This window comes from Paenibacillus sp. FSL H8-0168 (assembly GCF_038592955.1).
GTDB lineage: Bacteria > Bacillota > Bacilli > Paenibacillales > Paenibacillaceae > Paenibacillus > Paenibacillus polymyxa_B.
This window is the reverse complement of the sequence record NZ_CP151948.1, coordinates 4,503,537-4,517,275: the sequence shown is the minus strand read 5'-3', so window position 1 is coordinate 4,517,275 and position 13,739 is coordinate 4,503,537. Positions and strand designations below refer to the sequence as shown.

Below are 13,739 nucleotides of genomic sequence, written 5' to 3'. Positions count from 1 at the left end.
ATATTGTTCAAAGGAAAAAAACTGCTGGTGACCGGAGGAACGGGATCTTGGGGGCAACGCCTAACGGCTGAATTGCTGAAGGAGGGACCGGCGGAAATTCGTATTTTCTCACGCGGTGAATTTGCACAGATTGCCATGCAGCGGCAGTTTCAATCTGATCCTCGCCTGAATTTCATGATTGGAGATATTCGAGATCTACAGGCATTACAGGAGGCATGTCGCGGAGTGGACTATGTATTCCATTTGGCGGCATTAAAGCATGTCCCTGTGTGTGAGAGACAGCCGGAAGAGGCTTTCAAGACGAACGTACACGGTACGGAAAACGTGATCCGGGCCAGCATTGAGCAGGGAGTCGCCAAGGTAATTGATGTCTCTACAGACAAGGCTGTAGATCCGGTGAATGTATATGGCATGACGAAGGCGATAGGTGAAAGACTGATGATCCGCGCCAACACTTTAAGTGAGCGTACTCGCTTTGTGTGTATTCGCGGCGGCAACGTGTTGGGGACGAGTGGAAGTGTCGTGCCTCTTTTCAAGCGCCAAATCGCGGAAGGGCAGGATTTAACGCTGACGAGCCCAGATATGACACGCTTTTTCCTCACGCTCGGAGAAGCGATTGGCTTGCTGCTGAAGGCTTCTGTCACGGCGATTGGGGGAGAGACACTTGTGATGAAAATGAAGGGCTGCAATATTGCAGATCTGGCAGAAGTGATGAAAGAACAGGCGGGTCAGCCTGCGTTGAAAGTGAAGGAGATTGGTATACGTGGTGGGGAAAAGCTGCATGAAGTGCTGATTTCGCCCTATGAGGTGCCGCATACGTATCGCTATGATGATCGCTATTTTGTTATTCTTCCCCAGCAAGCAGACAAGCGCTTACTGAGCCAATACGGTGGATTGGAACGAGTGAGCTTCGATCAATATCGCTCGGACGATGAGTTAATGGATCGCGCTGGAATTGCTGAGCTACTGCGAGGCATGGAGTAACGATGAAAGAGGTGGGTATTTTGCAGCTTATGGAAAAAATAACTAAAGGAACTGTGAAGGTTGCGGTAATCGGCCTCGGTTATGTAGGGCTGCCCATGGCAGTGGAAATGGCAAAGGCTGGTTATGATGTATATGGTGTGGATTCCGATCCCGTCAAAGTAGCCAAGCTGCTTCAAGGAAAGTCGTACATCATAGACATTGGTGACGATGCATTGGAAGGTCTGATCGGGCAGCAATTGCATCCGGTTACGGATATCAAGGTGCTGGAGCATGCGGATGTCGTTGTGATCTGCGTGCCTACGCCACTGACGGACGGACACCAGCCGGATACGTCCTATATTGAAACGGCTATTGATCAGGCCATACCTCATTTGCGTAGACAAACACTGTTGATTCTGGAAAGCACCACCTATCCCGGAACGACCGAGGAACTGATTCGGCCGGTGATAGAGCAGCGCAGGGGCTGGACAGTAGGTAAGGATTTTTATGTGTGCTTTTCACCGGAGCGTGTTGATCCGGGCAGCGTTCATTTTAACATTCGCAACACACCCAAGGTGATCGGCGGTTGCACACCGGATTGTCTGGCAGCGGGAGTAGGTTTTTATGGGTCCTTTTTGGACCAGATTGTACCAGTCAGCTCGACAACCGTGGCGGAAGCCGCCAAGCTGTTCGAGAATACATTCCGCAGCGTCAACATTGGAATGGTTAATGAGCTGACAGCCGCCTGTGAGAAAATTGGCATCAATATATGGGAGGTACTGGATGCGGCGGCAACCAAGCCATTCGGTTATATGCCTTTTTATCCGGGACCTGGGATCGGGGGGCACTGTATCCCGGTTGATCCGCTATACTTGTCATGGAAATCCGAGCAGCATGGTTTTCCACTGGAATTCGTGGACTTGGCAGATCGCATGAACCGGCGTATGCCGCTGTATATCGCGGAGCGAATTGAAGCCATGCTCGCTCAGAAAGGTAAAGCCATAAACAAAGCCAAAATTATTCTGGCAGGTGTGGCCTACAAAAAGGACATTGATGATGTTCGGGAATCCCCAGCTCTTGTCCTGTTTGAACATCTAATAAAACTGGGAGCTTCGGTGAGCTTCACCGACCCGTATGTATCGAGCTTTAAGCTGAACGGTGAAGCAATCTCCTCTCGAACGGCAAATGCCCAGTTATGGGAAAGTGCAGATATCGTAGTCATCACGACAGACCATTCTGTGGTGGATTACCAACAGCTGGTCGACCATGCCCCGCTGGTCTTCGATACACGTAATGCGACTGCACATTGTACAGGTGGACATGTCGTCATCTTGGGGCATCCCGGTGATGGAGGGGGCGCCGCTGTTGGCTAACCGTGATCAGGTAAATGAACGTTATTACGGGCAAATCAATTCGGAAGAGTCCCATGAAGCCACCCGCAATAGAATTCACTGGATTTGCCGCCATGTACAGGGCCATACTGTGCTGGATGTTGGGTGCAGTCAGGGCATAACGTCCATTTTGCTTGGGCGGGAAGGATTTAAGGTAACAGCCATTGATTTGGAAGAGGGCAGCATTTCTTATGCGAAAAAAGAACTTCGCCAGGAATCCGCACCCGTCCGGGGAAGAGTCCACTTTCAGTTAAAGGACATTTCACAATTCGAGCGTCCTCCCGGTGGATTTGACACCATTATTTTAGGGGAGATTTTGGAACATTTTGCGCATCCTGACACCCTGCTGGCTCATGCTTATCGCTTGTTGAATAAAAAGGGAACGCTCGTCTTGTCTGTACCTTATGGATACCATCCGTTTCATGATCACAAGCGGACTTACTATGCTGGGAGCCTCTCCCGTGTGTTGTATCCTTATTTTGATGAACAAGCGCTGGAGGTGCATCACAAATATTTGTGCTTTGCCGGCCGCAAGAAGTCGAAAGAACTGCGTGAGGCCAAACCAGGGGTAGAGCATCTGAATGAGTGGATGAAACTAGACGAGGAGCAATTTCGACTGGTGGAGCAGCAGCATGTTCGCAAAATGAATCAGCGAAAGGCCGCACTCGACAAGGCGGTACAGCGAATCCGGCATATGGAGGAACAACTTTTGACGTTGCACAGGTATGCACGTGTCGAACAGCTAGACAAGACGCAGGCTGAAAGGAGAGGTGCATATACTGATGGCGAGTCTACCGGAAAAACGACGGCAGATTCAGCCAAAGGTAAAGGGGAGACGTGAAGTCATGACTGAGCATCCAATGACTATCAGCTTGTGTATGATCGTAAAAAATGAGGAGCAGACACTGGCCCGCTGTCTGGATTCGGTCGCAGACCTGATGGATGAAATTATCATTGTGGACACGGGATCGACGGATCAGACGAAGACGATAGCAGCCCGCTATACGGATCGGCTATATACGTTTGAATGGAGGGATGATTTTGCAGCCGCCCGTAATGAATCGTTTGACAAGGCGACCTGTTCCTACATCATGTGGCTGGATGCGGACGATGTGCTGCTGGAGCCGGACCGTGAGCGTCTGCGTGCCTTGAAGCGGCGTTTGTCTATGGATATCGACGCAGTGGTAATGCCACTTCATTTGGCAGAGGGGGAGCAGGGTGAACTGTTGTTCACCTCACGCCGTATCCGTCTCGTGAAGCGGGAGCGACAATACCGCTGGGAAGGGCGTCTGCATGAGGATCTGGTGATACCTCAGGGGCAAATCGTTCATTCAGATGTGGCAGTAACACACCGACGAATGCAAGACCACACGCTCCGTAACCAACGTATTCTCGCCCGGTGGATCAGCGAAAGCGGCAAGCTGGAGGGGCGTCTGCTGTATTTTCACGCCAATGAATGTTTTGACCGTAAAGAATATGCCGAGGCGGTAGAGGCGTTCAATCTTCTATTGGAGGAGCCGAGCGGCTACCGTGAGGATCGGATTACCGCTTGTGCGCGGTCGGCGGAATGCTATCTTCACCTCGGGAAGCCGGAGCAACAGCTGGATCGTCTGTTACGCTCCTTTCGATACGGTGTACCGCAATCAGACTTGTGCTGCATGATCGGTGACTGGTTTTTCACACGAAACGAATGGACCACCGCCGCATACTGGTATGAAAAGGCATTGGAGCAACAGCATCACCTTCCGGGTATGCGACCTGTTCCACTACCCTGCTACTCCTGGTTACCTCATGTGCGGCTTAGCCATTGCTATGCCCATATAGGTCAGCTGGACGCTTCGTATGAGCATAACCAAACCGCTTTACGCTATTTGCCCGACGACCCGTATTTACTGGATAATGCATGCAAGCTCAAGGAGGCTATTTCCAACTCCCCACCCTCAGCCCGTTCCTCAAAATAGTTCAAGCTGCTCCGGCCCGTTATCCTCTTCGGGTGGCTTGCGAGGGGGAAAAGGTTTAGGGTCCATGCCAAGCATGGTCATGAGCTGCTTGGCGTTAGCAGCGGCGTCTCCACCTGAGTTGTTATTGAAAATAACACACACCTCACGGCTTTGTTGCTCCAGCTCTAGCAATCTGTCTCTCCATTCGGTCAACTCTTGTTCATTGTACCGATACAGATAACGAATCTCCCGCCAATTAGGCGCGGAGCTTTGATTCCAGCCCGATATGTTCCGTCCGTGGAGACGTACGACTGTCAGATTGCTGTCTGTAGCCAACGGCACAATGGGAACCGACCCCGGTCCCGCCTGCGGCTCGTCGCATACGCTGTGTATCCAGCCTTCTTCACGCATGAATGCCAGCGTTTGTTTCCGAAAATCGGGTGTGAACCAGCTTTGATGTCTGAATTCAAGTACGGATGGGACCTCTCCCATCCTTTTTTTCGTGTCTCGCAGTACAGCGACATTCTCACGTGTACAGTCGAACCAGGGTGGGTACTGAAACAGCACGGCTTTGAGCTTGCCCGCTTCGTGAAGAGGCTGTATCGATGCATGCAGTGCTTCGTACATGGCATCTATTGTTTTGAAGTAAGGCTGCTTGCCGCGGGTATGTCCAGTCATGCCTTGGTAGGCTTTGACGAGAAATGAAAAAGAGTCAGGGGTTTCCGCCGCCCAGCGTGCCATACGATCTGTGGGCTGCACCGCATAGAAAGAACTATCCATTTCTACTACCGGAAAATGGCTTCCATAGATACTTAGTTTTTGGTTAGCTTTGGTACCCGTTGGATACAAGTCATCGTGATCGCCCCAACCCGTAAGTCCAATTTGAATCATAATTTCCCCGCTCCTTTCCTTCATGAAAACTTCGAAAGGCGTTCCCATGAATCATTTTAATGATAAAATGGGGTGAATCACATGAAGTTGGTATGAAGTTCCTATGAATATTTAAGCTCAAATACGGTTATTGTAACACGGTTTGATGTTCATGATTTTGTAAAAACCTTATTCGTAATGCTTTTGAGTTTCCAGTTTGAAAAAGCTAATATAGTATGTAATAGAGCGAAATGAGTTCATGGAGGAGAAACGATATGGCAGAATGGTACGAGCAAAGCTTTGGGGAAGATTATTTATTGGTATACAAGCATCGCGACTTTCAGGGAGCCTATCAGGAAGTGCAAAAAATGATCTCCTGGCTCAAATTACCGCAAGGCTCCAGCGTATTGGATTTATGCTGTGGGATGGGCCGTCATTCGCTTGCGCTCGCAGATGCAGGTTATCAGGTGACAGGTGTGGACCTTTCCAATGTGCTGCTGAGAGAAGCACGTGCAGCAGATTCCGAAGGGCGGGTAAGTTGGCATCAAGGGGATATGAGAGAGGTGCCGCTGGATGAAAGCTATGACGCGGTGATGAATTTGTTCACCTCCTTCGGTTATTTTGAAAAGGATGAGGAGCAGCTTAAAGTACTAAAGGAAATATATCGGCTGTTGAAGCCGGGAGGACGCTTTATCATAGATTATTTGAACCCTGCTTACGTAACCGCTCATTTGGTACCGCATTCGTCACGGGAGGATGAAGGGAATTGGATTGAGGAGCATCGGGTCATTGAAGATGGCTTTGTGAAAAAGCAAATTGCGATTCGGTCAGCTGCATCCGTTACAGGCACTGAAGCAGCCTCTGCTCTGGGAACGACTCCTACTGAGGGAGAACCTGCGCGCGTGTATCATGAACGAGTGAAGCTATATCCATATGAAAAGTTTCGTGGATTGCTAGAGCAAGCCGGACTATCCGTAGAGCAGGTACACGGAAGCTATAATGAAGATCAATATATCGAAGATGCTTCGCCTCGAATGATTTTTGTCGGCGTGCGGGCTTGAAACAGAAAGGCGGATGGAAGCCATGAAATTGCCAGAGCTTACACCGTGTGAGCGAATAGACGGAGGCTTTCAGGTCAAAATATCCATGTCCTTTCCGCTGCGCTGGGTGAATAGCTATGTGCTCAAGGGACAGCACGGTTTTACCATTGTAGACCCGGGGCCGCGCAATATGGATACCGAGGCAGAATGGAGGCATGTCTTCCAACAGTTGGGGATGTCCTTTGGGGATATTTCGGACATTGTGGTCACTCATCATCACCCCGATCATTACGGATTGGCGGGCTGGATGCAGCAGCAAAGTCAGGCTCGTGTACATATGTCAGCTCGAAGCCATAAGGAAGCGATGATGATGTGGGACGCTCCAGAATCGACGGTCTCTATGGAGAACAGGCTTCCCAGCTTTTTTGTCCAGCATGGCTTTCCTTTGGAGCAAGTGTCGGCCTTGGAATTACATATGCGGCAGGCATATTTGCAAGTGAATCCACAGCCTGAAATTACCGTTATTCCTACCGGAATGAACGCTCGTCTGGAATGGGATGGACGCAGTTGGCTACCCGTCGAGACAGGAGGACATGCGCCCGGACATATGTCCTTATATGACCCCAATAGCGGCGTTATCCTCTGCGGTGACGCAGTTTTGCCGCAGATTTCTCCTAACATCAGTCTGCTGCCAGACAGTGATGCCCAGCCGTTGAAGTCTTATGTAGACGGCTTGCAGCGTCTAGGTGAGCTGGAGGTAGCGTGGGCATATCCGGGGCACCGCAATCCGTTTGGTTATTTTCGGGAACGGACGCAAGCGTTGCTGGCACATCATGAAGAACGGCTGGAGAAATTTCAGCAGCTGATCCAACCGGAGGGCAGCACAGCCTATGAGCTGTGCATTGCCATGTTCGGTGGCAAGCTGGGTATTCACCAGCTAAGGTTTGCCATGTCCGAGACGCTGGCTCATCTGGTGGAGCTGGTGCGCCGTGAACGGGCCTCTATGAGCGAGACGAACCCAATCACGCGCTTCTATCCCCTTTGCCGTCAATAGTCGCGGAAAGTTGACCAACAAGGGACATGACGAAGCAACATGACAAGCGGCATGCATGCCGGAAAAGAGGACTTTATGAATTTGCTGCTGCTGGGAGCTACCGGACGCGTAGGACGGTACATATTAGATTATGCATTAGCGGACGGCCATGCCGTTACGATCCTTGTTCGTTCACCAGACAAGCTGGAGGATTACATACCTGGATACGGGAATCAGCTGCAAATCGTACAAGGCGATGCCACTAATGCAGAGGACGTAGCACAGGCGCTGAAGGGTGGGGCGACGACTGTGATCAGTGCGCTGAATACGGATGGAACGACTACCTTATCCGCTAATATAGCCCTGCTGATCCGGCTCATGCAGGAGCGGTCCATTTCTCGGCTCATTACGGTAGGAACGGCAGGAATTTTGCAAAGCCGGACCGAACCGGACCTGTATCGTTACGAGTCCTCCGAGACCCGGCGACGCAGCACTCGTGCGGCCGAGGAACATCGGCGAGTGTACGAATTGCTGCGTGAATCAGCACTAGACTGGACAATCGTATGTCCAACCTATCTGCCGGATGGAGCGCGGACAGGGATTTATCGTGTGGAAAAAGATTTTTTGCCTGAAGGTGGCTCACAAATTAACACCGCGGATACGGCTGATTTTACCTATCGTCAATGCAAGAGTTACGAATTTGTCCGTACACGGGTAGGCATTGCCTACTAATCATGGAACGCCAAACATAGCTTCATTTTTAAGTATTCAACCAGAGCGCGGTAAGTGTACCTACTCATTGCGTTCTTTTTTTAATTTGACAAATACTCAGGCTTAGAATACTATGATTCTTAAAGGAAACACTGTTTCCTGAAATCTTGTGTAGATCTTTAATTTATTATAGTAGCATCAAGCGACAGTTCTTAATAAGCAAAAGGAAGTGTATTGAATCATGTCCGAGCCATCGCATCCCTATAAAACCTATTCGGAAGTGAAGCTACAGCAGCAGCAATTGCTACGTAAAAATGTCATCGATGCGGCATGCATCCTTCTTGCGGAAGAAGGGCCAGAGGCCGTGACCGTGCGGCGAGTTGCGCAGAAATTAAGCTGTTCCACCAAGATCATTTACAGTATTTTTGGCAGTAAGGACGGTCTTGCCAATGAGATGTATCTGGATGGATGTCGGCTATTGGCTGAATCCTTCCAGCAAGTACCTGTTACCGAAAGCGTACTCGCTGATCTTGAAGCTCTATGCTGGGCGTACTGGGAATTTGCGCAGCTTCATTCAGCCTATTACAAAATGATGTTTGGCGGGGCGTTATCTGATTTCAAGCCGGATGAACAGAGCTTGGAGGGTACCACAACGGCATTGTCACGAATTCTGCACACCGTCACACACGCTGTGGAGCTAGGGGCACTGAAAGAGCAAGATCCGCTGCTGGTTGTCCGAATGCTGTGGTCTGCTTTACATGGAGTCATACATCTTCAGTTTGCAGGTCATTTTTCAGATGTAGATATGGCTCAAGGAGTGTATGCATTTACACTGAAGAATACGCTCGTAGCATTTAACACATCCTCATCCCCATCGTAAATATGAAGTGTACTGAGGTCGTCATAGTAGATGACTTCAGTTCATTATAGAGTAGTGGTAACAATGTTTCTAAAATAAAACAACGATACTATGGAGGTTATCATCATGTTTATGTACGCAAATAAAACAGCTCTGATCACAGGGGCTTCATCCGGGATTGGCGAGGCCTTTGCCTATTCGCTCGCAGCTAAGAAATGTAATCTCATTTTGGTAGCACGCAATGAAACCAAATTAGAAACGCTGGCTAAAGAACTCTCAGATAAATATAACGTAAAAGCAACGGTGATTTCGCTGGATCTTTCCACACCAGGAGCATCACAAGCATTGCATCAGGAGGTTCAAAAGCAACAACTAAAGGTAGATCTCTTGATTAATAACGCGGGTTTTGCCACCTATGGATACTTTGAGCAGGTTTCAGGAGAACGACAGCATGAGGAAGTGATGCTCAATGTGGCTGCTTTAGTCGACATCACACATGCATTTATGCCTGATTTATTGCGTAAGCGGGATGGTGGATTAATCAATGTTTCTTCCACAGCCGCATTTCAGCCTGATCCGTATATGGCCGTATATGGAGCAACCAAAGCATTTGTGCTTTCTTTCACTGAAGCTCTATGGGCCGAAAATCGGAAACGGGGGCTTAAAGTTCTGGCCCTTTGTCCAGGCTCAACAGAAACGCCTTTTTTTGATATTGTTGGCGCAAGTGAAGCGTCAGTTGGAATTAGGGAAACTCCCCAAACCGTTGTGAAGAACGCGTTGAGAGCATTTGAAAAGGGGCGTAGTCACATCATTTCCGGTCGCCAGAACTATTGGGTAGCTCAGGTGTCCCGGTTATTCTCTCGTCAATCCACGCTGGGAATTGTAGAACGTGCACTGCGTCCAAAAAATGGATTGTAATTTATGAATGAAGGTAATCTGGGCTTGAAATGTCAGGATTGCTAATCAATATGTTGTGAGTTTTATGCACCGGGTCTGATCGTTTCTAACTCGACTTGAATCAGACCCGGCGTTCCTATTTGTATAGATCAAGCACTTAGACCCTATTCAAGCCCTCGGGAATATAGTAAAATTCCATCCCGTTTCTCCCAGCCGTTAGCTGACCAGAAGCGTTGACCCCCTGCGTTATGCTCCATTACAAACAGATGACATTTATCAATGCCTTCTCTCAGCAAAGCAGATAACGCCTTATCCACCAGTCTGGGCGCGATCCCTTGACCACGATGTGCTGTGGCTACACCCAGATGATACAAAAACCCCCTGCGAGAATCGTGACCCGCTAAAATCGTGCCTATAATGTTTCCGTTGTACTCACAGACAAAGCTAAGTCCTTCGTTCCGTTGTAAAAAGCGTGCAATCCGCTCCCGTGAATCGGCCTCGCTTAATCCCAATCCGTCTAAGCCATTCCAAAGCTCAATAGCCTGATCATAATCGTCAGCCTGCATCGTACGGAATGTATATCCTTCAGTTACGTTTGCCATGTCTAGTTCTCCTCTAACCCTGTATATATCTGTTGTATTCCAAGCGTTGTTTGTTATTTAACGTGTTGTATTCGGTGCGCTTTCTTCCCCAAGCTCCTGCTCGCGCTCTGCCTGTTTGCGATGGGCGATACGGCTGCTGGCCGAAGCTGCGATAGCGCCCACGATGTCGTCCAGGAACGTATGGATCGGCCCGAGGCTTTTATCGTTCAGGCGTTCCAGCACACCCGGTTTGAGCTTATCGACATAACCGTAATTGGTAAATCCAATGCTGCCGTACACATTTACGATGGAGAAGGCCAGAATCTCATCCACTCCGTATAATCCCTCATCATTCTCAATCATGTCCTGCAATGGGGGAAGAAGAGCGCCCTGTTCGGCAAGGATGTCCAGCTGGATGCCCGTGAGCACTGCATTTTGAACCTCGCGCTTCATCAGCACCTTGTCCACATTCTCAATACATTCTTCCATCGTTAGGGTCGGGTAATATTTCTTTTGTAAAAGCATGACCAGTTCTGCGATTTCAGTCAGGTGTACACCACGCTTGTGCAGCAACTCGCGGGTGGCATCGGCTACCTTTTTACTATTCAGGCTGTATGGTGCTTTTTTCTTGTCCATAAAGTTGAAATTCCCTCCTCGTATAGATCCTGATTTCTACTGCAATTATGACCAGTGTGTCCAGTCTGCTGAAAAAGTAGTTATTTTTTACGCGAGGCTCGTATACATATTAGTACAATCTGTACAAAATTGTTAGGGAGGAACTTCACTTATGAATATAAAACACCCATGGCGTATGACCTCTGTAGCTGGACTGCTATCCCTACCGCTGTTGTTGTCAGGCTGCAGCCTTTTCGGCGATGAATCGGCATCTATTGACCCCCCGCCGTCCACGACAGAGCAGTCCATGATTAAGGCTGTAACCGGAAAAGCACCTGCCAGTACAGGGCAACTGAGGGCTGTTTTTTTGCAAGATCATAACGGTTTGCTGGCCCCGGTATCTTTACCGATTGCTACAGGTGATGTGCAGGCAGATGCCAAGTCAGCGCTAGAAACATTGGTTGAGGGCGGGCCGTATGCTGGATTATTACCAGAGGGATTTAAAGGGGTAATACCCCAGGGTACAGAAGTAAAAAGTGTGACAGTGGACAAGAATAACAAGCTGGCTGTTGTCGAATTCAACAAATCTTTCGCCAACTATAAGCCACAGGAAGAACGCCAATTAATGGAGAGCTTGACTTGGACCCTAACCGACCGTCCCGATATTGAGAGCGTACAGATCTGGGTGGAGGGCAAAAAGCTGAACGAAATGCCTGTTGGCGGCACACCGCTGGATCATCCATTGACGCGTGCAGTAGGTATTAATTTGGAAATTGGTCATGGCGTGACACCCCTGGATTCCAGTCCAGTCACCGTGTATTTCTCTTCATCTTCTCCTGCTGGAGTCCAATATTATGTACCTGTAACACGGTTGGTCAGCCCTGAAAAAGATCGTGTCCAGTCAGCGCTGCATCAATTGATTCAAGGGCCGCAGACCAAGGATGGGTTACAAGAAGTGATGACAGGGGAGACGGCGCTGAAATCGGTAGAACGCTCGAAAGACAACGTAATAACGGTATCTCTCTCAGATGATATGTTTGCTAAAGGAGAAGCCGTGCCTGCTGAATTTTTGGAATCGGTTGTGCTGACAGCGGCAGACAATTCAGATGATGCGGTCAAAACAAAAATTCGGATTGAACTGAATGGTGAAAAAAGCGTGATTGGACAAAATAATCAAAATTATGGAGAGCCTGTAGCCAAGCCGCAACATATTAACGAAATCCCTCTTTAAGGGCGGAATCGTCCTTGGGGTGCTTTTGCCTGCACACTTTGGTAAAATAAACATATAAGAACAGGTTGCATACGACGTAGGAGGAAAAAGCATGAGTAGATCTAACGGACGAAACGGTGATGAGCTGCGCCCGATGAAATTGACAGCAGGAGTAAATAAATACGCGGAGGGCTCTGTTTTTATAGAGGTTGGCGAGACGAAAGTCATTTGCACGGCTACTGTAGAAGAACGCGTACCCCCCTTTATGAAGGGACAAGGAAAGGGCTGGGTGACCGCAGAGTATTCCATGCTTCCGCGTGCGACTCATAGCCGTAATCAGCGTGAAGCTGCGCGTGGCAAGCTGACAGGCCGTACCATGGAAATTCAGCGTCTGATTGGAAGAGCGTTGCGTTCGGTGGTCAATTTGCAGGCGCTTGGTGAACGGACGATTACGTTGGATTGTGACGTCATTCAGGCGGACGGCGGAACACGCACAACCTCAATTACCGGTTCTTTCGTAGCGTTGGCGATTGCGGTCAATAAAATTGCCACCCAGCACAAGCTGCCTGTTTTTCCAATTACCGATTTTCTGGCTTCCGTCAGCGTAGGGGTTGTTGGTGAAAAAGCGTTGCTGGATCTGAACTATGAAGAGGATTCCAAGGCCAAAGTAGACATGAATCTTGTCATGACTGGCAGTGGAAAATATGTTGAGCTGCAAGGTACAGGTGAAGAAAGCCCATTTGACCGTAACGAATTGGATCAACTGCTTAGCTTGGGCGAACAAGGGATTCTGCAAATGATTGAGCGCCAAAAAGAAGTGCTTGGACCGATTGCTGATAAGATCGGTGCTGGACGTACAGGAGCTGGCGCCTAATGCGGCTGGATGGCCCGGTCGTCATTGTCGCTACGAAAAATAAAGGAAAGGTGCGGGAATTTGCGCATGCTTTTGCGCCGTTTGGCAAGGAAGTCAGAAGCATGTACGATTATCCCGACATTCCTGATGTCGTTGAAGATGGCAAAACCTTTGCCGAAAATGCACTGAAAAAAGCTAAAGCGGTTGGAGATGTGCTCGGTTTGCCCGTACTGGCCGATGATTCCGGCCTCTGCGTGGACTTGCTGGACGGTGCACCGGGGGTATACTCTGCCCGTTATGCTGGAGAAGGTGCCAGCGATCACGAAAACAATATTAAGCTGCTCGACGTTCTAGAATCGAAGCAGCTGGGTGATGATACGGGACAGCCTTTGCTAAGCCCGGCTCAATTCGTCTGTACCTTGATTCTATATAATCCGCAGACTGGCGAGACGTTGGAATCGACAGGCTCTGTGGAGGGCTGGATTACTACTGAAACCGCCGGCAGCGGCGGGTTTGGGTATGATCCGCTGTTTTATTTGCCAGAGTTTGAAAAGACAATGGCCGAGCTGACGTTGGAACAAAAGCAGTCTATCAGTCACAGAGGGATAGCTCTGCGTGATTTGGCAACAAAACTGGGTAATCCACAGGCATAGCATTGGTAACAGGGGCGAAATCATCCCCCATTCACATAACGAAAAAAAGGCTATCCGTCAGCCATAAGCTGCGGATAGCCTTTTTGTGTACTTTCTGTTCCCCATATAGTACACAGCGAAAAA

Annotated in this window: 15 protein-coding genes; 12 read left to right on the top strand and 3 right to left on the bottom strand. The window is 49.2% G+C overall.

The window, feature by feature from the left end; all coding sequences use genetic code 11:
- Window positions 1–3 precede the first annotated feature (3 nt).
- Genes MHI21_RS19910 through MHI21_RS19895 form a run of 4 tightly spaced genes read left to right on the top strand, consistent with a single transcriptional unit; the run spans window position 4 to window position 4,315 of the window.
- Window positions 4–984, top strand: coding sequence for a polysaccharide biosynthesis protein (locus tag MHI21_RS19910; RefSeq protein WP_250240170.1), 981 nt, complete (start codon window positions 4–6; stop codon window positions 982–984).
- A gap of 2 nt (window positions 985–986) precedes the next feature.
- Window positions 987–2,336 carry a nucleotide sugar dehydrogenase gene (locus MHI21_RS19905; protein WP_254350220.1) on the top strand — a complete coding sequence of 450 codons (1,350 nt, stop codon included), beginning with the start codon at window positions 987–989 and terminating at the stop codon, window positions 2,334–2,336.
- Entirely contained in the window at window positions 2,329–3,195 is an 867-nt protein-coding gene (locus MHI21_RS19900; protein ID WP_341163247.1) for a methyltransferase domain-containing protein, read from the top strand. Before MHI21_RS19905 ends, MHI21_RS19900 begins: the two co-directional genes overlap by 8 nt.
- Before the next feature lie 4 nt (window positions 3,196–3,199).
- A complete protein-coding gene (locus tag MHI21_RS19895) occupies window positions 3,200–4,315 on the top strand; it encodes a glycosyltransferase family 2 protein (RefSeq protein WP_342420228.1) in 1,116 nt (371 codons plus the stop codon).
- Here MHI21_RS19895 and MHI21_RS19890 read toward each other — a convergent pair.
- Complete coding sequence (locus MHI21_RS19890; RefSeq protein WP_342418779.1) at window positions 4,307–5,185, bottom strand: DUF72 domain-containing protein; 879 nt, start codon at window positions 5,183–5,185, stop codon at window positions 4,307–4,309. The two genes, MHI21_RS19895 and MHI21_RS19890, sit on opposite strands and share 9 nt — an antisense overlap.
- A gap of 254 nt (window positions 5,186–5,439) precedes the next feature.
- Here MHI21_RS19890 and MHI21_RS19885 point away from each other — a divergent pair, with 254 nt between their 5' ends.
- The 5 genes from MHI21_RS19885 (at window position 5,440) to MHI21_RS19865 (ending at window position 9,725) form a co-directional block, all read left to right on the top strand.
- Window positions 5,440–6,225: a class I SAM-dependent methyltransferase gene (locus MHI21_RS19885; RefSeq protein WP_342418778.1), complete on the top strand. Its 786-nt coding sequence runs from the start codon at window positions 5,440–5,442 to the stop codon at window positions 6,223–6,225.
- 22 nt (window positions 6,226–6,247) lie between these two features.
- A complete protein-coding gene (locus tag MHI21_RS19880; RefSeq protein WP_342418777.1) occupies window positions 6,248–7,258 on the top strand; it encodes an MBL fold metallo-hydrolase in 1,011 nt (336 codons plus the stop codon).
- A gap of 75 nt (window positions 7,259–7,333) precedes the next feature.
- Complete coding sequence (locus MHI21_RS19875) at window positions 7,334–7,969, top strand: SDR family oxidoreductase (protein WP_342418776.1); 636 nt, start codon at window positions 7,334–7,336, stop codon at window positions 7,967–7,969.
- A gap of 220 nt (window positions 7,970–8,189) precedes the next feature.
- Window positions 8,190–8,828 carry a TetR/AcrR family transcriptional regulator gene (locus MHI21_RS19870; protein ID WP_342418775.1) on the top strand — a complete coding sequence of 213 codons (639 nt, stop codon included), beginning with the start codon at window positions 8,190–8,192 and terminating at the stop codon, window positions 8,826–8,828.
- Between the two features lie 105 nt (window positions 8,829–8,933).
- Entirely contained in the window at window positions 8,934–9,725 is a 792-nt protein-coding gene (locus tag MHI21_RS19865) for an SDR family oxidoreductase (protein WP_342418774.1), read from the top strand.
- Between the two features lie 143 nt (window positions 9,726–9,868).
- Here MHI21_RS19865 and MHI21_RS19860 read toward each other — a convergent pair whose 3' ends face one another.
- A complete protein-coding gene (locus tag MHI21_RS19860; RefSeq protein ID WP_165179188.1) occupies window positions 9,869–10,306 on the bottom strand; it encodes a GNAT family N-acetyltransferase in 438 nt (145 codons plus the stop codon).
- Between the two features lie 57 nt (window positions 10,307–10,363).
- A complete protein-coding gene (locus MHI21_RS19855; RefSeq protein ID WP_039272599.1) occupies window positions 10,364–10,921 on the bottom strand; it encodes a phosphatidylglycerophosphatase A in 558 nt (185 codons plus the stop codon).
- Window positions 10,922–11,072: 151 nt separating this feature from the next.
- Between MHI21_RS19855 and MHI21_RS19850 the strand changes: the two genes are divergently transcribed.
- The 3 genes from MHI21_RS19850 (at window position 11,073) to MHI21_RS19840 (ending at window position 13,616) form a co-directional block, all read left to right on the top strand.
- Window positions 11,073–12,131 (top strand): GerMN domain-containing protein, encoded by a 1,059-nt coding sequence (locus MHI21_RS19850; RefSeq protein ID WP_254350225.1) that lies wholly within the window; start codon window positions 11,073–11,075, stop codon window positions 12,129–12,131.
- Between the two features lie 91 nt (window positions 12,132–12,222).
- The gene (gene rph, locus MHI21_RS19845; RefSeq protein WP_013311675.1) at window positions 12,223–12,984 is read left to right on the top strand and encodes a ribonuclease PH; all 762 of its coding nucleotides are present in this window, start codon (window positions 12,223–12,225) and stop codon (window positions 12,982–12,984) included.
- Entirely contained in the window at window positions 12,984–13,616 is a 633-nt protein-coding gene (locus MHI21_RS19840) for an XTP/dITP diphosphatase (protein WP_341163255.1), read from the top strand. The genes rph and MHI21_RS19840 overlap by 1 nt, the downstream gene beginning before the upstream one ends.
- Window positions 13,617–13,739: the final 123 nt, after the last annotated feature.

Bases quoted from the DNA above. Each gene is read 5' to 3' on its own strand.
- rph (WP_013311675.1), top strand. From the start codon at position 12,223: ATGAGTAGATCTAACGGACGAAACGGTGATGAGCTGCGCCCGATGAAA.
- MHI21_RS19850 (WP_254350225.1), top strand. From the start codon at position 11,073: ATGAATATAAAACACCCATGGCGTATGACCTCTGTAGCTGGACTGCTA.
- MHI21_RS19890 (WP_342418779.1), bottom strand. From the start codon at position 5,185: ATGATTCAAATTGGACTTACGGGTTGGGGCGATCACGATGACTTGTAT.
- MHI21_RS19865 (WP_342418774.1), top strand. From the start codon at position 8,934: ATGTTTATGTACGCAAATAAAACAGCTCTGATCACAGGGGCTTCATCC.
- MHI21_RS19855 (WP_039272599.1), bottom strand. From the start codon at position 10,921: ATGGACAAGAAAAAAGCACCATACAGCCTGAATAGTAAAAAGGTAGCC.
- MHI21_RS19905 (WP_254350220.1), top strand. From the start codon at position 987: ATGAAAGAGGTGGGTATTTTGCAGCTTATGGAAAAAATAACTAAAGGA.
- MHI21_RS19880 (WP_342418777.1), top strand. From the start codon at position 6,248: ATGAAATTGCCAGAGCTTACACCGTGTGAGCGAATAGACGGAGGCTTT.
- MHI21_RS19840 (WP_341163255.1), top strand. From the start codon at position 12,984: ATGCGGCTGGATGGCCCGGTCGTCATTGTCGCTACGAAAAATAAAGGA.
- MHI21_RS19860 (WP_165179188.1), bottom strand. From the start codon at position 10,306: ATGGCAAACGTAACTGAAGGATATACATTCCGTACGATGCAGGCTGAC.
- MHI21_RS19870 (WP_342418775.1), top strand. From the start codon at position 8,190: ATGTCCGAGCCATCGCATCCCTATAAAACCTATTCGGAAGTGAAGCTA.
- MHI21_RS19875 (WP_342418776.1), top strand. From the start codon at position 7,334: ATGAATTTGCTGCTGCTGGGAGCTACCGGACGCGTAGGACGGTACATA.
- MHI21_RS19895 (WP_342420228.1), top strand. From the start codon at position 3,200: ATGACTGAGCATCCAATGACTATCAGCTTGTGTATGATCGTAAAAAAT.
- MHI21_RS19885 (WP_342418778.1), top strand. From the start codon at position 5,440: ATGGCAGAATGGTACGAGCAAAGCTTTGGGGAAGATTATTTATTGGTA.